This window comes from Aquidulcibacter sp. (assembly GCF_044346625.1).
Taxonomy (GTDB): domain Bacteria; phylum Pseudomonadota; class Alphaproteobacteria; order Caulobacterales; family Aquidulcibacteraceae; genus Aquidulcibacter.
This window is the reverse complement of sequence record NZ_JBIIYV010000006.1, coordinates 17,214-34,283: the sequence shown is the minus strand read 5'-3', so window position 1 is coordinate 34,283 and position 17,070 is coordinate 17,214. Positions and strand designations below refer to the sequence as shown.

Genomic DNA, 17,070 nt, shown 5'->3' with positions numbered 1-17,070 from the left:
AAGATCGGCTTGATGCCGGTCAAACCATGGGCGATGATAATCGGATTAGTAGGGCGATGATTATAAAGCGCGCGCCTTTAGGATGGATGGGAACAAAGGCTGGCGCAGCGCTGTTGTCGGCCGCTGTTAGCTTGGCAGCGTGCGGCACCCCTCACACCTACGAGCCTTCGCCGCGCCGTGTCGACGTGCCTGTCGGCTGGTCCGTTGCTCAACCCATCGCACCCGCGACTGATCTAACCAAGTGGTGGCAGAGATTTCAGGATCCGATTCTGAGCCGACTAATCGAGGAAGCTTTGGTCTCAAACCCCACCTTAGAGGGCGCGGCGGCAGCCATTCAACAAGCCCGCGCCTTGCGCGATGTCGCTGAAGCTGGCCTCGGGCCGCAGGGCCTGGGCTCAGGGTCCGCCCGCAGGTCAACGCAGGGCACTGCTGCCAGCAACCGCGCCGCTTCCACGTTAATCTCGCTTGGCATTGAAGAGAGCTGGACCTTGGACGTGTTCGGGGCCAAGCGCAGCGCTTTAGCAGCCCAGCAGGCCGCTGTCTGGTCCCGCATGGCTAATCTTGGCGACTTCCGCGTGCAAATCGCGGCAGAGCTTGCGACCACTTACATCAATCTGCGGACAGCACAGGCCAGACTGGCCTTGGCGCAACAAACCCTTTCCAGTCAATCACACACCAGGCAATTGGTAGGATGGCGGCGTCAGGCAGGTTTAGTTAGTGCGCTTGATAGCGATCAAGCTGACTTCGCTTTCGCGTCAACTCAAGCGAGCCTGCCTGCGCTTGAAAATGCCATCACCCAGTCAAGTCACGCCCTAAGTGTCTTAACTGGAAGGCCGCCGCGTGAGTTGGTGGCTCAATTGGCAGAAGTGCGCGCCGTGCCCGTGGTTAAGACCGACCTTGTCCTGAACCTACCGGCAGAGACCCTGCGGCGCCGCGCTGATGTGCGGGCTAGTGAGTTTGCGGTGTTAGAGGCTTTAGGCCGATTGGGGCAGGCAGAGGCGGCCACTAAACCAAGTTTCACGCTTGGGGGGTCCATTGGGTTATCTGCGGCAAGCCTTGGGACTTTGCTGAATGGCTCATCCTTGCTGACAGCCCTCTCCGCATCGGTTCAAGTGCCCTTTGGGCCAGGCCCTGCCGCTCAGGTGCGCGCCGATCAGGCAGGCGTTGAACAGGCTGTGCACGCTTATCGTGGCACCGTTCTTGTGGCCTTGCGCGATGTCGAAGATGCGTTGGAACGACTGCGCGACAATCAGGCGTCCTTGGTGGCTCTTACCACCGCCAACGCAGCGGCCTCGCGCGCCTATAATCTTGCGCAAATTCGTTATCGCAGCGGCCTGATCGATTTCCAGACCGTTCTGGATACCGAGCGGGCAGCCTTTTCAAGCCGTGATGCTCTGGTGAGCGCGCGGGCCAATCTCAGCCTCGATTCAATCACTTTGTATAAGGCGCTAGGGGGTGGCTGGGATGCTGACCTGCGGGAACAGCTATGACCGATACCAGTAGAACAAATCCACCAATACCAGTTGAGGCTAACAACGGAGCCAAGGAAAAACTCGATAAACTATTAGGCGACGATCAGGCCAAGCCATGGTTCAAAAGGCCCATAGTTTGGATTGGTGTAGCCCTGATCATCGCTGCCGGCCTCGGCTTTTGGTGGTGGCAGGTCAAAAAGGCTGCTGATGCTAAACCTCTGTTTCACACCCAAGCCGCACGGATGGGCGATGTCACACTCAGCGTTATCGCCAATGGCATGCTGCAGCCCATTCGCACCTATGCAATCGGTAGCGAATTGTCCGGCACGGTTTCGCGGGTCAATGTGGATGTGAATGACCGGGTGACTCAGGGCCAAATCCTTGTGGAGCTCGATACATCCAAACTACGAGATCAGATCGCACGCACCAAGGCCACGCTTCTTTCTGCTCGCGCCGGAGTGGCGCAGGCAAGTGCGACCCAGAGGCAGGCCCAAGTAAGCCTCGCCCGCTTGCAAAAGGTGTGGCAACTGTCCAACGGCCAAGTTCCCGCGCAAGCCGAACTGGATATTGCGCGCGCCGATCTTGCTCGCGCAATTGCGGCCGGTTCTATCGCTGCTGCCGGCGTCCGCGATGCACAAGCCGCATTGTCGACGGACGAGATCAATCTGTCTAAAGCCTCTATCCGTGCCCCCGCAGATGGGGTTGTGTTGACGCGCACCGTAGAGCCGGGCAGCGCCGTGGCCGCTTCCTTCCAGTCCGTGACTCTTTTGACCGTGGCGTCAGATCTCGCGCGCTTACGTGTGTGGGGCTATGTTGACGAAGCCGATGTTGGCTCTGTGATGGTCGGGCAAGAGGCGACCTTTACCGTAAGTGCCTTTTTGAACCGCACTTTCCCGGCGCAAGTGACCCGCGTCGGCTCAGGCTCCACCATCACCGATAATGTCGTGACCTATCTGACTTATCTGGATGTTGCCAATTATGATTTGATGCTTAAGCCCGGCATGACGGCCACGGCCACAATCATTGCCAAACGTCATAAAAATGTTCTGCTTGTGCCAAACATGGCGCTACGTTTTAGTCCAAGTCAGGCTGAGACTGACGCCAAGCCAAAGCAAAACAGCCTCTTAAGCGCGCTAACCCCGCGTGTGCCGAGTGGGCGGGGTGCGCGCAAACAAGATCAAAAGGCCTCGACAATTGCTGGGGCAAAAACGCTCTATATCCTGCGTGACGGTGCGCCAGTTGCGATCGCGATTAAGACCGGGCTCACCGATGGGCAAATGACCGAGATTGTCAGCGGCAATTTGAAGGCAGGCATGCCCGTGATCACGGATCAACAAGCTGCGCCAGCGCCATGACCTCACTGATCTCCTTGCAAGGCGTCTCTAGGCGTTATGGCGAAGGGGCCAGTGAGTTGATGGCCTTGAACCAAATTAGCCTTGAGATTCAAGAAGGCGAGTTCATCGCCATCATGGGGGCCAGTGGCTCTGGCAAGTCGACGGCCATGAACATTCTGGGCTGCTTGGATACGCCAACTGCTGGCGCCTATTTGTTCAAAGGTGTCCATGTCGAAGCGCTCAGCCGCGACCAGCGCGCGCGCATCCGTCGACGTTACTTGGGTTTTGTATTTCAGGGCTTCAATCTTTTGGCGCGGACATCGGCACAGGAGAATGTTGAGCTGCCACTTTTGTATCGCGGCGACTCCCAAGCTGGTCGAAAGAAGGCTGCGCGCGAGGCCCTAGCCGCGGTCGGTCTGGCGGGTTGGGAACATCATACGCCATCGCAATTATCCGGCGGCCAGCAACAGCGCGTCGCCATTGCACGTGCCATTGTGACCGAGCCAGCGGTGGTTTTAGCCGACGAGCCGACGGGCAATTTAGATACTCAGCGCAGCCACGAGATTATGAGCCTTCTGGTCGGTCTAAACCGTGACCACGGCATCACCGTGCTGATGGTGACGCACGAGCCCGACATGGCTGCTTATGCCCACCGCATGGTCCACTTCAAAGATGGCAAAGTCCTAAAAGATGCGGCCAATCCAAATCCGTCGTCCAGCCCGCCGCTCCAGTCAGACCTCACACAGGAGACGGTGTGATGTTGTTTTCGGTGTTCATGCTGGCGGTAAAGTCGGTTTATAGCAATCTCTTGCGCTCGTTTCTCACCATTTTAGGCATTGTGATTGGCGTCAGTGCCGTCATCACAATGGTCACCATCGGCAATGGGGCGACCCAAGCCATCAAGGATCAGATCTCTAGCCTTGGCACCAATATCTTGCTGCTCAGCCCCGGTCAGCGCATTGGCGGCGGAGCGGGAGGAGGTGGCGGTGTCCCGCAGTTTACAGAAGCCGATGCCGACGCGATCCGCGATCAAATTGGCGGCATCAAGTTTGCGATCGCAACATCGCAGCGTTCGGTGGTTGCCATTGCCAATGGGCGTAATTGGTCGACTGTGATTGCAGGTGCCGCCAGTGATTATTTTCCTGCTGGCAATTGGGAGCTAGCCAATGGCCGCACATTTGAACCTGCCGAGGAAGAGGCAGGTGCGGCAGTCTGCGTCATTGGCGAAACCGTTCGACGGGAAGTCTTTGGGGGAACGATTGGACAAACGGGCCTGGGCTCCGCACTACGGATCAAGCAGTTCTCCTGTCAGGTGATTGGGATCACAAAGCCCAAAGGTCAGATCGGGATGGGGGATCAAGACAATAGCATTGTCACGCCACTTAAGACCTATCTGCGACGTGTCTCCGGCAATAGCCAAATCGGCTTGATCGTCATCGCCATGAATGAAGATGTCGACAGTACATCCCTGAAAGCGAGCCTGACACAGCTGATGCGCGAGCGTCGAAAGTTGGGGGACCTGAAGGCTGGCGGGGCGGATGATAATTTCAACATCTTCGACACCCAACAACTGGCCGATACCCTCTCGGGCACGATGGGTCTTTTGACGTCATTGCTCGGCGCGGTCGCCGCTGTCAGCCTGCTGGTGGGGGGAATTGGCATTATGAATATCATGCTGGTCAGCGTCACCGAACGCACCCGCGAAATTGGCCTGCGCCTCGCCGTAGGAGCGCTTGAGGGCGAGGTCTTGTTGCAATTCTTGATCGAAGCGGTGGTGCTCTCCGCTTTGGGCGGGCTAATTGGGATTATTCTGGCGACGGCCGCTTCGATTGGCCTCTCGTCCTTGATGAACTTGCCCTATCAGTTTGATCCGGGGATCAACGCGTTTGCCTTGTTTTTTTCGGGGCTGATCGGGGTGATTTTTGGCTATTTCCCAGCCCGGGGCGCAGCGCGCATGGACCCGATTGAGACGTTACGTCATGAATAAAAGCGCGTTTTGATCCTTTGGGATCAAAGTTGCGCGCTAATTATAAAAGGCGCGTTTTGATCCTTTGGGATCAAAGTTGCGCGCTCAGTATAAATTGGAAAAATGCCCTCGGCCATTGTCAGGGGGCCGAGGGCTGGTCGAAATTGATACTCTGCTGAAGCTATGCAGCTACGCCATTATAGACGTCTAAGCGGCTTGGGTCAGACTGGTTCAGGACCCCACGCGCCTTCTCGACTTCTTCGGCGGTGCCATGCGCCATAACCAGGAAGCTATCGGCCTTCACGTCGGTCTCATACCGAACGACGCTGTCCTCAGGGACACCGATGCTGGAGATCGCCCCACCTAGGGCACTCAAGCTACCCAGTACCAGCGCCCCTTCGAGGGCTGAGATGACCGCGGTCGCCAGATAGCCAAGCACCACCACTTGGCCAAACACCGGCACCACCATGAAGACGCCACCAAACAATAGGCCCCAAAGCCCGCCCCAAAGCGCGCCACGTGATCCCCACATCTGCATGCGGTCGCCCATATTGTAAAAGCCCATGACCTTTTCTTCGGTATGATAGCCTTTGCCCACAACGCTGATATTCTTTACACCAATGCCAGCTGCAGCCAAAGCTTGGACGGCTTTGTCCGCATCTTCATGATTGGGAAAAACGGCGATGATTGTGTCTGCTTGATCCATTGGTTTCTTCAATTCTGATAAAGATTAGGGGAGGATGGGCTGGTTCTATTTATCAAATTCAATGGTGACGCCACTGAGAGCCAGGGTCAGTTCTAAACCTTCGCTTTGGGTGTTGAGGCGAAGTTCCACGCCTTTGCGATTGGTCAGACCGCCCGTACCGGCACCGATTGGACCGACAGTGGCACCAACGCCTGCTGCGCCATAAACGCCTTCAAAATCTGCCAGAGACTTAAGCTTGAAGACCTCTGCCGTGCCATCAATGCTGGAGGCGCCGATTCCAAGGGCACTTAAGCCTTTGACGGTGAAGGGATAGTCGCGCCCTTTGTAACTCAAAACACCATGGCCCCAGCTATAGCCAACGCCAATGGCGATACTTGTCGCTTTAAATGTCGCGGTCGCGCTTGAGGGCGTAGGGGCTGTGCTGGCGGCAGGGGTTGCCTGACGTGCTTGCACGGTCGAGGTGATGGTAAGGGTCGAGATGGCGCATAGGGCCAGAATAGGAACCAGTTTCATAAGTTGTCTCCACCAGCCAGATTGGCTGTTGGGATCAGGTCCTAAATCTGCAGCGCGCAAAGTGACTTGATGCGCGTCAATCGTGGGTCTCCCCATCGCGCCTAGGAAGGCTTCGGAAAAGCATTCACCCCCATTGGGCGAGCTCAGGAGTCCTTAGATGAACAAGACACGCAACACGTTGCACGAGACCATTCGCGCCCAGTCGGTTGAACTCCTCAATAAGCATTTAGCAGCGGCCATCGATTTGCACGCTCAAACCAAGCAAGCGCATTGGAATGTGCGCGGACCAAACTTCATCGCCATCCATGAGCTGTTTGATCGCGTTTCAGAGCAGGTCGAAACCTATTCCGATATGTTGGCAGAGCGTGCTGGCGGCCTCGGCGGTGTGGCACAAGGCACGGTACAAGTGGCGACCCAAAACTCATTCTTAGTCCCCTATGATCTGGGCCTTGCCGATGAAAATCAGCATGTGTTTGCCGTGGCTGGCAGTTTGGCAGCCTTTGGCCAGTCGGTGCGCGAGGCCAGCACCAAGTGCGCCGCGTTTGGCGATGCCGACACCGCAGACCTCTTCACTGAAATGTCGCGCGGTATTGATCAGCAACTCTGGTTCGTTGAATCCCATGTCGCACCTTCCGCTTAGTCAAAAGAAATCAAGCAGAACGTCAGCCAAGCCTCATCCTTGGGGCTTGGCGCTGGTCTTGGTGGGGCTGGGGGCGTGCGCGTCATCTGGGCGTTCCACAATGCCAGACAAGAGCTTGGTGATGGGCGACCGGATTTGCCGAGGTGAGGCAACCCAAATCTATTTCTCAAACCAAGATGATGTCCTAAGCCCAAGTGCGATCCAAGTTCTCGGCGGATTGAGCAACGCGCTCATCCGCTGTCCACGACGAAAGATCGTATTGCTGGCCGTATCGGGCGATGATGGCGCACCTGCCTACGCAAATGTTTCCGAACAACGGCTCTATCGCGTGCGCGCGACCTTGTTAGAACGCGGTCTTTCAGAGGGCCGGTTTGACCCCGAAGCGACACTTGCACCCCATGTCACCCTCCCCAAAGGCCCGATTGGCGGCGTTGTGGTCGTAACGCGGCGATGAGCGATCCGTTTTTGATTGACTTTACTGCCTAAAGCGCGCGTCATCGTTTCATTATAGCTAGAAATGGATGTCGCCTCCTTCAGAAGCAGACCCTCTAGACGGAGATGGGCTTTGGGCACGACGCGCGACCATCTCCGGCAAGGCACTCGGGTCATTCATGAGCGACTTCACCACCACCCAAGCTTTTCCGAATTGATGGATGAGACCATTGCGCTGTCGGGCTATTTCGCTCTGCTAACCCGCCTGTTCGGCTATCATCATGGACTAGAACTCGCGCTGGATTCAGCGGTCTTTCCAGAGCGTCCGCAAGCACCACCCGTTGATCGTCGCAGCCAACGTCTCTTGCAAGATTTGGAAGATTTAGGGCCAAGCGGTTCTGATAAAGCCCCCCATACCCAAACTGTTAAACTTGCCGCGATTGAGTCTTATGGCGCTTGGCTGGGGGTGCTCTATGTGCGGGAGGGCTCGATGATGGGTGGGCGTGCTTTGGCCGCTAAGCTTGATCATTTATTCGGCACGCAGCTTGCCGGACGTCGCTTTTTTCAAGGTGGCGGCGGCGATGGCGCGGCTTGGCAAAGGCTTTGCCGTGCGTTGGATGCCCTAGTTGAACCCGCCGCCCAAGACCAAGCGCTAAAGGCTGCTTTGGCCAGTTTTGAACTCTTTGATGCGTGGATGATGCCGAGGGAACCAATCACCCGTAGCGGCGTTTAACAACTATGCCCCAGACCCTTGCCTCACCAATCCTGCCACCTGACACCCCAACTCTGACCAATTGCGATAAAGAGCGAATTCACGAAATCAACTCAATCCAAAGCGGTGGCTTTCTGCTTGCCCTAACGCCAGATTGGATCATAGAGCGGGCATCCGCTAATTGTGGGGAGTTTCTTAATTATCCGCTTGAAGAGATCCTAGGGGCAAATCTAACCGCCTTGATCCTGCCCGAAGCGGTGCATGCGATCCGCAATCGCCTTTCCTCTCTTTATCGGCAGGATGTGATTGAGCGATTGTTTGCAATCGTGTTGCAAGAAGGGGGCCCGGGTTTTGATCTCGCGGTTCATACCAGCGGCGACCTGATCATCTTAGAGGCGGAGTTATCTGAGGACAGTGACGAACTGAACGCCGGTTCGATGGTGCGGTCCATGATCGACCATGTGCAACATCAACATCAGGTCGCCGACCTTACCCGCGAAGCAGTACGTCTGGTTCAGGCCTTGACCGGCTATGACCGCGTGATGATTTATCGGTTCCATCCCGATGGCTCCGGCGAGGTCATCGCAGAACGGTGCCGCCCCTCGATGGAGCCATTTTTGGGCTTGCGCTATCCAGCAACTGATATTCCCAAGCAAGCCCGGGGACTTTTGGTCCGTAATCCGATCCGTATCTTGCTGGATATCGACAGCCCACCTTCACCGCTCGTCAGCACGAAGACATTTGCCGATACACTTACAGATTTGTCGATGAGCAGCCTAAGGTCGCACTCGCCCATCCATCTCGAATATCTGCGCAATATGGGTGTTGCGGCGACCATGACCATTTCGCTGCTCAAGAATGGCGCGCTCTGGGGCTTGATCGCGTGCCATCATATGACCGCCCGCACGATTGGCTATGAGCGTCGCACGACCGCCGAAGTCTTTGGCCAAATCCTAGCTTTGCTGATTGATCGATGCGAGCGCGAGGAATTAATCACCTTTGAAGCCTCGACCCGGCAGATCACCGCTGACTTTCTCGCGTCCGTTGCACTGGCGGGGGTTGCAACGAAAGACGTCGCCCAATTGGCCAATCAATGGGTAAACATCGTGCCCTGTGATGGTACGGCCTTCTGTATCGATGGCAGTGTCACCCTCAAAGGCTCTACCCCCTCCTTAGTGGAATTTGAGGTTCTCCGCAGTTTTCTCGACGGTGTTTCGGCCAGTCGCGTTTATAGTAGCAACGAGATCGAAAGCGTCTTTCCGGCAGCAAATAGCTTTAAGGACCGCGCGGCTGGCATGCTGGCCATCCCCATTTCGACGATCCCACGCGACTATCTTGTGTTTTTCCGTAAAGAGACGGCCTCGACCGTGAAATGGGCAGGTGACCCGACCAAGACGGTGGAAGTGTTGGGGCAAGGCGAAGTGCGCATCAGCCCGCGCAAAAGCTTCAAAGCCTGGCAGGAGACTCTGTATGGCAAAAGCACGCAATGGACGGACGCCGAGCTTCGGGCCGCCGAAGCCTTGCAGGTCACCGTCTTGGAGGTTGTCCTGCGTTTGATCAGCGCAACGGAGACCGAGCGAAAGGCAGCCAGTCAAACGCAGGACCTTTTGATTGCGGAGCTCAATCACCGGGTTCGCAATATTCTGGGCCTCATCCGAGGCTTGATCTCCCAAAGCCGCATCAATGCCAAAGATATGGATACATTCGCGAGTGTTTTAGGCGACCGGGTTCATGCCCTCGCCCGGGCGCACGATCAGATCACCGCGAAAAACTGGGGGCCGGGCTCGTTTGAGACTTTGATTGCCACCGAAGCCGAAGCCTATCTGGGTACCGCGAGCAACACGATCCATATGTCTGGCCCACCGGTTCTGCTGATCCCACAGGCTTTCTCCACTGTCGCTTTGGTGATCCATGAGCTTATCACCAATGCGGCCAAATATGGCGCATTCTGTGGGGAAGGGGGCCATGTCGATATTTCTTGGCAGCTCGGTCCACAAGGGGAATTAATCGCAAACTGGGCAGAAATTGGCGGTCCTCCCGTTAAGACCCCAACGCATCGCGGATTTGGGTCTACCATCATTGAAGCCTCAATCCCGCATGAGCTGGGCGGGGAATCGGCCATTACATTTCTGGCAACAGGGGTGAAGGTGAATTTCTCGGTACCAGCCCAGTTTATCGTCCTGGAAGAAAAGCCAATCGATCAGGAGTCTACCCTAACAAGTGCACCCCAAGCTGGCAGGTTAAGTGGGCATGTTCTGTTGGTTGAGGACAATCTGATCATTGCACTCGATGCCGAGGCCATGCTGCTCACCCTTGGGGCAGAGCGGGTGCTGGTCGCCAGCAATGTGAAGGATGCGCTGGCTATTCTCGACCGGGAGAAACCGAGCTTTGCCCTCCTAGACGTCAATCTCGGCACTCAAAACAGCTTCCCCATTGCGGATCGTTTGTTTGAGATGGAGGTGCCTTTCATTTTCGCGACCGGCTATGGCAGTGGGATCAACTATCCCTCAGATCAAAATGCGCGTCCCTTCATCACCAAGCCCTATACCAAGGATTCCATCGCAAAAGCGCTGGGAGGGATTGCACCCTTTATTTCGAGCTAAAGGGGCGATGTTTGGAACCAAGGCCGCTTTGATACGTTTCTCTTCCATAGGCTGAGCAATCTTGCGAGCGGCCTAAGGACTAAAACGATGAAACCGAAAATCCTGATCTTGTGTTTGACTTTGCTGAGCGTCACTTCTTTTGCGGCCTGTAATACCATTCGTGGTGCAGGACGTGACGTGAGCGCAGGCGGCGAAGTCGTCAGTGACGCGGCAGGCAAAGTTCAAGCCGACATCGCCACATCTAAAGCCAAACAAGATGCCAAAGACGAAGCAGACCGCAAGGCGGCTGCGCGCGCCAAGCCTTACTCCAACTAGAGCCTCGCTCTCACGTCCAAAAAGGACATTTGTCATGAAACGTAATCTCTCCGCCTGCCTCTTGGCAGTCAGCATCCTCGCGCCAAGTTTCTTGGTTTCTGCCGCCGTGGCTCAGCCCGCCCGAATTGAGTTTGGTCGTTCTGGTGCCGTTTGGGTCAATCAAAACGGCCAACCCACCCGCCGCGAACGGACCGACGCCCAAGACCGCAATATGGAACGGCGCGATGACCGTTTGGACCAGCGCGAAGCCGCTGTCCGTCAAGATCGTCAACAGCTCAACCAAGACCGCAAGAATTGGCGCGACACCCGTCGTGGCGTGACGTGGGATCAAGGCATTCACAATGGCTATTACAACAGCCGCAACCAGTGGCGCTATGGTCAGCCAACACGTGCGCAGATGCGCCAGCGCAACTTTTCAATGGGCTATCGCCCGTGGACACGCGGCCAAAGCCTCGGCGGGTACAATCAGCGCTTTGTCGAGCTCGACTATCGTGGCCACAATTTGCGTGCCCCACCACGTGGGTACCGCTGGGTCGAAGATGATCGCGGTGATTATTTGCTCGCCGCAATTGTCGGTGGTCTGATTGCGCAAGTCATCATCAATAGTCCGCGTTAGATTTGCGGCCAACGCGGCACATGATCTAAAAAAGGCCCGGCCAATGCTTTGGTCGGGCCTCTTTCTGTGACTTGGTTGAAAAACGATGGCGATTAGGGGTGGCTGGCCGTGCGCTCGCGTTGCGCCTCACGATGGAAGAACATGGCTTGGCTGATCGTGGCGGTGACAGTCTCTGGCAAGAAGGGTTTGGTGATCAGATACGTCGGCTCCAAAGTCTCCCCACTCAGGAGGCGTTCAGGAAACGCGGTGATGAAGATCGCGGGGACATCACACATCGTTAGAATGTCGGCCACGGCATCGATCCCAGACGTGCCATCTGCCAAGCGTATATCGGCTAAAACGAGATCTGGTTGGGCTTGTTCCACCAGCTGGACCGCCTCACGACGGGTGGTCGCCACACCAATGACCCGGTGGCCCAAGTCTTCCACCAAGGTCTGCAAATGCATTGCGATGATGGACTCATCTTCGATAATCAAGACTTGGCCGATCGACTCCGACTGAATGGCCGCGCGCGCATTTTGAATTTCCTCGGCCACAGCGTGTGCTGACTTACCCAATACGATCCCGGCTTCATCTAGGCTCAGTCCCTCGACGGCGGTTAGAAGCAAAGCGCTGCGTTCGGGCCTGAGTTGCGGGTCCAAGGCGGGGGCTACCGAAGTCCAAACGGCATGAAATAAACGAAACAACTCAACCTTGGGCGGATGCTCGGTAGAGATTTGGGTGGGCGCTGCTAAAATGGCCTCTAGGGCTGCCCGAACGCAGGCATCGCCACTGACTTGTGAACCGGTCATGGCGCGCGCATAACGGCGCAGGATGGGAAGGTGCGGGCCGAAATTGGCAACTGCTGACATGTAATTCTCCTCAAGGCTTGCTCCGCAATAACGCACATCTTGGAAATAAGTTCCCGCCGCATGGAACGTTTCGGAACCGACCGCGTTTGAACCCCATCTGGGGCGGCCTGAAACTTGGCGGACCCTCTTGAAGACTTGTCTGCGCACCTCAATCCAGCTGGATCGACTTGCGCTTTACCACAGATCGGACCTGCTGCGTGAGTCAGTCGCCACCGCCCCCAATTGATCCGCTGAATGGTGTTAGCCCCAACTCAGCTGCAGACCCATGTCCGGACCTCATCGATGATCCCATCGTGGCTGGGCTACGGACTTTATACCAAGAGGTCCTGGTTGAGCCTGTGCCGGACGAGTTTAACGACCTGCTTGCCCAGATTGATGCAGCGCTTGACGCTTTGCCTGCCGATGAGGCTGAACCCACGCGCGATGAGACCGAAAAAGAGCCGAGCTCATGACCGGCGAACGCCTGCACTTTGCACGCCGAGGTGTTGCAGCCCTGCCGGTGAAGGCCCCTGAAGTGGATGTGGAAGAGGCGCGCAAGCTTGCTGCCGAATTTGCTTCCAAACTTGTCTTGGTGATTCCTCCGTTACGGGCTTTTGCGCGTGGCTTATGCGGGCGGGCTGATTTAGCCGACGACTTGGCGCAAGAGGCTTTAGCCAAGGCTTGGGCGGCGCGGGCAAGCTACTTGCCCAATACGAACTTCAAGGCTTGGATATTCACGATCCTGCGCAACCATTATTACTCTTGGTGTCGCAAACAAAGACGAGTAGCGCCTTGGGACCCCGATGCGGCAGAAAAACTGTTGGTGTGCGAACCAGCCCAACAGGGCCACATGGCATTGGCAGAATTGGCAGCCGGCCTGCAGTCCCTGCCTGCCCAACAGCGGGAAGCCTTAATCCTTGTTGGTGCCGGTGGTTTTGCCTACGAAGAAGCCGCACAGATCATTGGTTGCGCGGTCGGCACCGTGAAAAGTCGGGTTGCGCGTGGCAGAGCCTTCTTGCGTGACTATGTCGATAGTCGGCAACGCGACCTCAGTCTGCCCCGACCGACAAGCGCTGAAGCAAGCCAAGCAATTTTGGGCGAACTCCGCCGCCTCGATCCAAACAGCCCCTAATGTCGCCAGCGCGTGTTTCTGCATTCTGGCGGAGATGGCTTCAGAGCCAATCCTTAAGGGGCTTGCTACTCGCAGCCATCACCGGCGCTTTGGTGCCTGTCTTTCTCCTCAGCTTTGCGCAAGCTTTCGCAAGGCTCGCCCATGACCGCGAGGTCGTGCAATCCAGTCTGACGGATCAAGTATCCATATCGGAAGAACAAGCCTTGCATGTCATTGAAACCGGCAAGCAGGCTTTGGTCCGTCTGAGTGACCGTTTAGACGTTCGACAAGGCACGGCAAAATGCCGCGAAACCTTGGCGATTGCCTTGGTTGGCATGCCGTTTGTTTCAAATCTCGCCCGCGTTGGTCCTAAAGGAAAAATCCTATGTTCGGCGCATCCGATCTATGTGACCGCCGACGTCAGTGACCGAACTTGGTGGAAAGAAATATCGCCGGGTCCAGAACTATCGGCTGCTGGCCCTTTGATTGATCGGGCGACGGGCCAGCCCAGCTTGATTCTAGCAATCGGGCTTCTGGACCAGCAAGGAAAGGCAGACGGCCATATTGTTTTCGGTTTGGACTTGAAACGTTTGGAAGCTGACCTCAACCGCCGCCTGCTCGACCGCCGCGCTCGGCTAACACTAGTTGATGCGATGGGGCTGAGCGGGGGCGCGCAGGCGAATGCCAAGGACCCCATTGATGTCAGCCGGGATAATCAGGGGCGAACGTGGTCCACGGCGTCACGCGTCTTGGTGCCGAAGCATTTGGCCGTTCGCTATGCGATGCCGGATGAGGTTTTGTATGCATCCACCTTTTTCCATATGGCAACCGATATTGCGCTGCCTTTGATCGCGCTTTTGTTTGCTGGGGCCGCGACTTGGTTTGCGATGGAGTATTGGGCGATCCGGCCGATTGAGCGGCTTCGGGGGATTGCCAAGCATTATGGGGCAGGCCTGGTGCCCAAGGATCAATTGGGCGATGCGTTCGAGCCGCAAGAATTACTGGAGCTTCATGCCGAATTGATCGCAATGGCGGCGCGCGTCGATGTTCGGGACCGTCACCTCGTCCAAATTGCTAAGCAAAAGGACAGTCTGGTTCGGGAGCTCCATCATCGGGTCAAAAACAACATCCAAGTTGTTCTCAGCCTCCTGAGTTTACAGGCCCGCCAGCTTGAAACCCCAGAAGAGCGCGCGCCGCTAGAGCAAGTTCAGGCCCGTGTCTCGGCTTTGGCTTTGGTACAGCGACTGATCGTGGAAAGTGATGATCCTGCGCACGCCTCGACCATTGATGTGCAGCTCTTACTCCTTGACCTATGTGCGCAGACCCGCCGTAGCTATCCCGCACAAATGCACCGGATCAAGATCGAATGTCAGTGCGAGCCCCTGCCGATTGCAACTGATCTGGCCGTGCCGATCTCGATGTTTGTGGTGGAGGCGCTGACCAATGCCATCATCCATGCCTTTCCTGGCGAAGCAACTGGGCAAGTCCATGTCTCCTTGACCTTGGATGCGCACAGGCTCGTCAATTTGCAGGTTTGTGATACCGGGATTGGATGGGCTGGCACAGGTCCAAAGCTTGGAACCGGTCATAGCCTTTTGACCGCCTTTGGACGGCAACTTGGCAGCAAGCTGACGCTCTCTGACTTCAATGGCGGCGGGTCCTGTGTTGGGGTGAGCTTCAGTCTGACCGCTCCCTGAGGCCGCTCGAAATCCATGCAAAAGGGAACGGATGCGCCTAGCCGGCGTTTGATCTGCATGGCGTGGGCCATGTGGACCCACCTTCTTGGAAAGGAAAACCGACATGCTTCGTTGGTCAATAAGTTTCTTGATTCTGGCTTTGATTGCGGGGGTGCTCGGCTTTGGCGGCATTGCCAGCGCATCTGTCGATATCGCCAAAATCCTCTTCTTCGTCTTCGCCGTTCTTTTTCTCATCAGCGCCGTAGCAGCCGCACTGCGAGGGCGATTGCCGAATTAGACCGAAAGCCGCGACCCTTCTTCCCTTTTTCTCCTAGCATTGGATATCATTATGAAGACCTTCTCAATCGGGCTACTCGCTTTGGCTAGTGCCCTCGGCGGCTGCACCACAACTGGAAATATGGAACGTAATGCCGGGGCAGGTGCCGCAATTGGTGCCCTCGCCGGTGCTGTGATCGGCAATAATACGGGTGGCGGCGATGCTGGTAATGGTGCCGTCATTGGTGCGGTTATTGGCGGTACAGCTGGCGCGGTACGCGGCTATAGCCTTGATCAGCGCCGGGACGAATGTGCCACCACGCGTCGTGGGCCGACGTACCGGGATCGCAATGGCGCTTATTATTACGTCATCCCAGGCACCGATCGCACCTGCTGGTCGCGCGATCAGACGCCTCGCGGTCTCTAAGCCCTGCAGTGCCCCCTTCCTCTGGGAAGGGGGCATTATTGTGTCTTTTTCAAACCTAATCCGCCAAACAGACAACTCCCCCACCGAAGTGAGGGAGTTGGGCCGGTTTGGCTTTTTCTGCAGTCGACGTACCCCAAAAATTGGCCGCCTCACTCGGGGGCGAGTGCGACGGCCAAGACCGAGCCATAAACAGGGGGGTCACAGTGGGGACTGTGGTGTTTGAGAGCTCGGCTCAGGCCCGCATGACATCTAACGAGAGGACCATGTCAGAAGTCGGCGGGCATGAAGGATTAGTGTCCGGAACGGTCCGTCATGTCGCGTGGGCGACTAGATTCCCATTTGCTGACCTGCTTTTCAGCTTCTTCTTTGGTGACGCCATAACGCTCTTGCACGGCACCTTTTAGCTTTTGCAGGTCGCCGCTGACGCGCATGAAGTCGTCGTCGGTCAGCTTGCCCCATTCGGATTTAGCTGCGCCGATGAATTGATCGAATTGGCCTTTGATGGTGTCGTTATTCATGTTGTTCGCCTTTGGTTGGGAGGTGCCTATGAAACGTTCAAAGCGGCATCTGGTTCCCGGCGGAGCCCATCTTCATAGCGAGCCTTGGCCATCGACCAGTCTGCCAGCTGCCCAAAAAAGCCCTCGACCCAACCAGCTCTATCGGAAGAACGATCAAGGTAATAAGCATGCTCCCAGATGTCGCAGACCAAGAGAACTAAAAGGTTTGGATCATCTAGAAATGTTTCGGCATCTCGGGTGAGTTCAAGACGAACCGCACCCTCATGGTCGGCAACAAGCCAAATCCAACCTGAGCCGACCCGGGCTTTCCCCAAGGCGATGGCGGCGTCGATAAAGCCCGCGAAGTCACCAAACTTGCCATTGATCGCAATCTCGAGACTTCCGTCCGGACGCGTTAGACCAGCGGCTTGATGGCAGGTCCAAAAGAAGGCGTGGTTCAGGGCTTGGCCTGCCTGTTCTACCAAGCCAAACGCGTCAATACTGCGCGCAAAGCTGATCACTTCGACGGCCGTTTCGAACTTTTTGGCCATGGGCTCCATCAGTCGGTTGGCCCCATCTACATAGGCTTGATGGTGCTTGCCCAAGTGGACGCCCAAGGTTTCCGCGCCAGTGATGGGCACCAAAGCAGTCACCTCGAATGGCAGAGCGGGTAAAACGAAAGTGCCAGAGGATCGGTTGAAGACGCCGAAAGACTCATCTGGTGATAGGGTGTGCCCTTCAAGCGACATCTGGATTACCAAGCCTAGCTAGAGATTCGCAAAAAGGTGCGATGCGTTGGTGGGTCTCGGTGAATTCCCAACGATCAAAGTCTTGCTTGTAGAACTTTAAGACGGCGTCTGGTGACGGGTCTTGGGGCATTTGATCTGCGGGGCTTGTGTTGTTGTTTGGCTCTTCGGGCATACGTGTCTCCTAAGAATCCCTTT

General features: G+C 56.3%; 21 protein-coding genes. 15 read left to right on the top strand and 6 right to left on the bottom strand.

Going from position 1 to position 17,070, the window contains the following annotated elements:
* The first annotated feature begins 56 nt into the window (after positions 1-56).
* Genes ACIQ20_RS03390 through ACIQ20_RS03375 form a run of 4 tightly spaced genes read left to right on the top strand, consistent with a single transcriptional unit; the run spans position 57 to position 4,793 of the window.
* Positions 57-1,490 carry an efflux transporter outer membrane subunit gene (locus tag ACIQ20_RS03390; protein WP_395777447.1) on the top strand — a complete coding sequence of 478 codons (1,434 nt, stop codon included), beginning with the start codon at positions 57-59 and terminating at the stop codon, positions 1,488-1,490.
* Complete coding sequence (locus ACIQ20_RS03385) at positions 1,487-2,827, top strand: efflux RND transporter periplasmic adaptor subunit (protein WP_395777445.1); 1,341 nt, start codon at positions 1,487-1,489, stop codon at positions 2,825-2,827. Before ACIQ20_RS03390 ends, ACIQ20_RS03385 begins: the two co-directional genes overlap by 4 nt.
* Entirely contained in the window at positions 2,824-3,564 is a 741-nt protein-coding gene (locus ACIQ20_RS03380; RefSeq protein WP_395777443.1) for an ABC transporter ATP-binding protein, read from the top strand. Before ACIQ20_RS03385 ends, ACIQ20_RS03380 begins: the two co-directional genes overlap by 4 nt.
* Complete coding sequence (locus ACIQ20_RS03375) at positions 3,564-4,793, top strand: ABC transporter permease (protein ID WP_395777441.1); 1,230 nt, start codon at positions 3,564-3,566, stop codon at positions 4,791-4,793. The genes ACIQ20_RS03380 and ACIQ20_RS03375 overlap by 1 nt, the downstream gene beginning before the upstream one ends.
* 160 nt (positions 4,794-4,953) lie before the next feature.
* Here ACIQ20_RS03375 and ACIQ20_RS03370 read toward each other — a convergent pair whose 3' ends face one another.
* Both ACIQ20_RS03370 and ACIQ20_RS03365 read right to left on the bottom strand, forming a co-directional pair.
* Positions 4,954-5,478 carry a general stress protein gene (locus ACIQ20_RS03370; RefSeq protein ID WP_395777439.1) on the bottom strand — a complete coding sequence of 175 codons (525 nt, stop codon included), beginning with the start codon at positions 5,476-5,478 and terminating at the stop codon, positions 4,954-4,956.
* A 45-nt stretch (positions 5,479-5,523) separates the two neighbouring features.
* Positions 5,524-5,991 carry a hypothetical protein gene (locus tag ACIQ20_RS03365; protein ID WP_395777437.1) on the bottom strand — a complete coding sequence of 156 codons (468 nt, stop codon included), beginning with the start codon at positions 5,989-5,991 and terminating at the stop codon, positions 5,524-5,526.
* Between the two features lie 157 nt (positions 5,992-6,148).
* On the opposite strand from ACIQ20_RS03365, the gene dps reads away from it, so the two are divergent.
* The 6 genes from dps (at position 6,149) to ACIQ20_RS03335 (ending at position 11,309) form a co-directional block, all read left to right on the top strand.
* Positions 6,149-6,631 carry a DNA starvation/stationary phase protection protein Dps gene (gene dps, locus ACIQ20_RS03360; protein ID WP_395777435.1) on the top strand — a complete coding sequence of 161 codons (483 nt, stop codon included), beginning with the start codon at positions 6,149-6,151 and terminating at the stop codon, positions 6,629-6,631.
* 100 nt (positions 6,632-6,731) lie between these two features.
* The gene (locus ACIQ20_RS03355) at positions 6,732-7,085 is read left to right on the top strand and encodes a hypothetical protein (RefSeq protein ID WP_395777433.1); all 354 of its coding nucleotides are present in this window, start codon (positions 6,732-6,734) and stop codon (positions 7,083-7,085) included.
* A 111-nt stretch (positions 7,086-7,196) separates the two neighbouring features.
* Entirely contained in the window at positions 7,197-7,796 is a 600-nt protein-coding gene (locus ACIQ20_RS03350; protein WP_395777431.1) for a biliverdin-producing heme oxygenase, read from the top strand.
* A 5-nt stretch (positions 7,797-7,801) separates the two neighbouring features.
* Complete coding sequence (locus ACIQ20_RS03345; RefSeq protein ID WP_395777429.1) at positions 7,802-10,378, top strand: HWE histidine kinase domain-containing protein; 2,577 nt, start codon at positions 7,802-7,804, stop codon at positions 10,376-10,378.
* Between the two features lie 87 nt (positions 10,379-10,465).
* The gene (locus tag ACIQ20_RS03340; protein ID WP_395777427.1) at positions 10,466-10,693 is read left to right on the top strand and encodes an entericidin A/B family lipoprotein; all 228 of its coding nucleotides are present in this window, start codon (positions 10,466-10,468) and stop codon (positions 10,691-10,693) included.
* A gap of 34 nt (positions 10,694-10,727) precedes the next feature.
* Positions 10,728-11,309, top strand: coding sequence for an RcnB family protein (locus ACIQ20_RS03335; protein WP_395777425.1), 582 nt, complete (start codon positions 10,728-10,730; stop codon positions 11,307-11,309).
* Positions 11,310-11,401: 92 nt separating this feature from the next.
* Here ACIQ20_RS03335 and ACIQ20_RS03330 read toward each other — a convergent pair whose 3' ends face one another.
* The gene (locus tag ACIQ20_RS03330) at positions 11,402-12,160 is read right to left on the bottom strand and encodes a response regulator (protein WP_395777423.1); all 759 of its coding nucleotides are present in this window, start codon (positions 12,158-12,160) and stop codon (positions 11,402-11,404) included.
* 197 nt (positions 12,161-12,357) lie between these two features.
* Between ACIQ20_RS03330 and ACIQ20_RS03325 the strand changes: the two genes are divergently transcribed.
* The 5 genes from ACIQ20_RS03325 to ACIQ20_RS03305 all read left to right on the top strand — a co-directional run bounded on the left by ACIQ20_RS03325 (position 12,358) and on the right by ACIQ20_RS03305 (position 15,629).
* The gene (locus tag ACIQ20_RS03325) at positions 12,358-12,612 is read left to right on the top strand and encodes a NepR family anti-sigma factor (protein WP_395777421.1); all 255 of its coding nucleotides are present in this window, start codon (positions 12,358-12,360) and stop codon (positions 12,610-12,612) included.
* A complete protein-coding gene (locus tag ACIQ20_RS03320; protein WP_395777418.1) occupies positions 12,609-13,271 on the top strand; it encodes a sigma-70 family RNA polymerase sigma factor in 663 nt (220 codons plus the stop codon). Before ACIQ20_RS03325 ends, ACIQ20_RS03320 begins: the two co-directional genes overlap by 4 nt.
* Positions 13,271-14,947 (top strand): sensor histidine kinase, encoded by a 1,677-nt coding sequence (locus ACIQ20_RS03315; RefSeq protein ID WP_395777415.1) that lies wholly within the window; start codon positions 13,271-13,273, stop codon positions 14,945-14,947. Before ACIQ20_RS03320 ends, ACIQ20_RS03315 begins: the two co-directional genes overlap by 1 nt.
* A gap of 103 nt (positions 14,948-15,050) precedes the next feature.
* Positions 15,051-15,224 carry a DUF1328 domain-containing protein gene (locus ACIQ20_RS03310; RefSeq protein ID WP_395777413.1) on the top strand — a complete coding sequence of 58 codons (174 nt, stop codon included), beginning with the start codon at positions 15,051-15,053 and terminating at the stop codon, positions 15,222-15,224.
* Positions 15,225-15,275: 51 nt separating this feature from the next.
* On the top strand, positions 15,276-15,629 hold the full coding sequence (locus ACIQ20_RS03305) for a YMGG-like glycine zipper-containing protein (RefSeq protein WP_395777411.1): 354 nt from the start codon (positions 15,276-15,278) through the stop codon (positions 15,627-15,629).
* Positions 15,630-15,919: 290 nt separating this feature from the next.
* Here the strand turns inward: ACIQ20_RS03305 and ACIQ20_RS03300 are convergent, their stop codons facing one another.
* Genes ACIQ20_RS03300 through ACIQ20_RS03290 form a run of 3 tightly spaced genes read right to left on the bottom strand, consistent with a single transcriptional unit; the run spans position 15,920 to position 17,047 of the window.
* Complete coding sequence (locus tag ACIQ20_RS03300; protein WP_395777409.1) at positions 15,920-16,147, bottom strand: CsbD family protein; 228 nt, start codon at positions 16,145-16,147, stop codon at positions 15,920-15,922.
* A gap of 26 nt (positions 16,148-16,173) precedes the next feature.
* Positions 16,174-16,875 carry a superoxide dismutase gene (locus tag ACIQ20_RS03295; protein ID WP_395777407.1) on the bottom strand — a complete coding sequence of 234 codons (702 nt, stop codon included), beginning with the start codon at positions 16,873-16,875 and terminating at the stop codon, positions 16,174-16,176.
* The gene (locus ACIQ20_RS03290) at positions 16,865-17,047 is read right to left on the bottom strand and encodes a hypothetical protein (protein ID WP_395777405.1); all 183 of its coding nucleotides are present in this window, start codon (positions 17,045-17,047) and stop codon (positions 16,865-16,867) included. Before ACIQ20_RS03290 ends, ACIQ20_RS03295 begins: the two co-directional genes overlap by 11 nt.
* Between the last annotated feature and the right edge of the window lie 23 nt (positions 17,048-17,070).

Excerpts from the sequence above, each read along its gene's own strand:
- ACIQ20_RS03390 (WP_395777447.1), top strand. The coding sequence starts at position 57 with ATGATTATAAAGCGCGCGCCTTTAGGATGGATGGGAACAAAGGCTGGC.
- ACIQ20_RS03385 (WP_395777445.1), top strand. The coding sequence starts at position 1,487 with ATGACCGATACCAGTAGAACAAATCCACCAATACCAGTTGAGGCTAAC.
- ACIQ20_RS03380 (WP_395777443.1), top strand. The coding sequence starts at position 2,824 with ATGACCTCACTGATCTCCTTGCAAGGCGTCTCTAGGCGTTATGGCGAA.
- ACIQ20_RS03375 (WP_395777441.1), top strand. The coding sequence starts at position 3,564 with ATGTTGTTTTCGGTGTTCATGCTGGCGGTAAAGTCGGTTTATAGCAAT.
- ACIQ20_RS03370 (WP_395777439.1), bottom strand. The coding sequence starts at position 5,478 with ATGGATCAAGCAGACACAATCATCGCCGTTTTTCCCAATCATGAAGAT.
- ACIQ20_RS03365 (WP_395777437.1), bottom strand. The coding sequence starts at position 5,991 with ATGAAACTGGTTCCTATTCTGGCCCTATGCGCCATCTCGACCCTTACC.
- dps (WP_395777435.1), top strand. The coding sequence starts at position 6,149 with ATGAACAAGACACGCAACACGTTGCACGAGACCATTCGCGCCCAGTCG.
- ACIQ20_RS03355 (WP_395777433.1), top strand. The coding sequence starts at position 6,732 with ATGCCAGACAAGAGCTTGGTGATGGGCGACCGGATTTGCCGAGGTGAG.
- ACIQ20_RS03345 (WP_395777429.1), top strand. The coding sequence starts at position 7,802 with ATGCCCCAGACCCTTGCCTCACCAATCCTGCCACCTGACACCCCAACT.
- ACIQ20_RS03340 (WP_395777427.1), top strand. The coding sequence starts at position 10,466 with ATGAAACCGAAAATCCTGATCTTGTGTTTGACTTTGCTGAGCGTCACT.
- ACIQ20_RS03335 (WP_395777425.1), top strand. The coding sequence starts at position 10,728 with ATGAAACGTAATCTCTCCGCCTGCCTCTTGGCAGTCAGCATCCTCGCG.
- ACIQ20_RS03330 (WP_395777423.1), bottom strand. The coding sequence starts at position 12,160 with ATGTCAGCAGTTGCCAATTTCGGCCCGCACCTTCCCATCCTGCGCCGT.
- ACIQ20_RS03320 (WP_395777418.1), top strand. The coding sequence starts at position 12,609 with ATGACCGGCGAACGCCTGCACTTTGCACGCCGAGGTGTTGCAGCCCTG.
- ACIQ20_RS03315 (WP_395777415.1), top strand. The coding sequence starts at position 13,271 with ATGTCGCCAGCGCGTGTTTCTGCATTCTGGCGGAGATGGCTTCAGAGC.
- ACIQ20_RS03310 (WP_395777413.1), top strand. The coding sequence starts at position 15,051 with ATGCTTCGTTGGTCAATAAGTTTCTTGATTCTGGCTTTGATTGCGGGG.
- ACIQ20_RS03305 (WP_395777411.1), top strand. The coding sequence starts at position 15,276 with ATGAAGACCTTCTCAATCGGGCTACTCGCTTTGGCTAGTGCCCTCGGC.
- ACIQ20_RS03300 (WP_395777409.1), bottom strand. The coding sequence starts at position 16,147 with ATGAATAACGACACCATCAAAGGCCAATTCGATCAATTCATCGGCGCA.
- ACIQ20_RS03295 (WP_395777407.1), bottom strand. The coding sequence starts at position 16,875 with ATGTCGCTTGAAGGGCACACCCTATCACCAGATGAGTCTTTCGGCGTC.
- ACIQ20_RS03290 (WP_395777405.1), bottom strand. The coding sequence starts at position 17,047 with ATGCCCGAAGAGCCAAACAACAACACAAGCCCCGCAGATCAAATGCCC.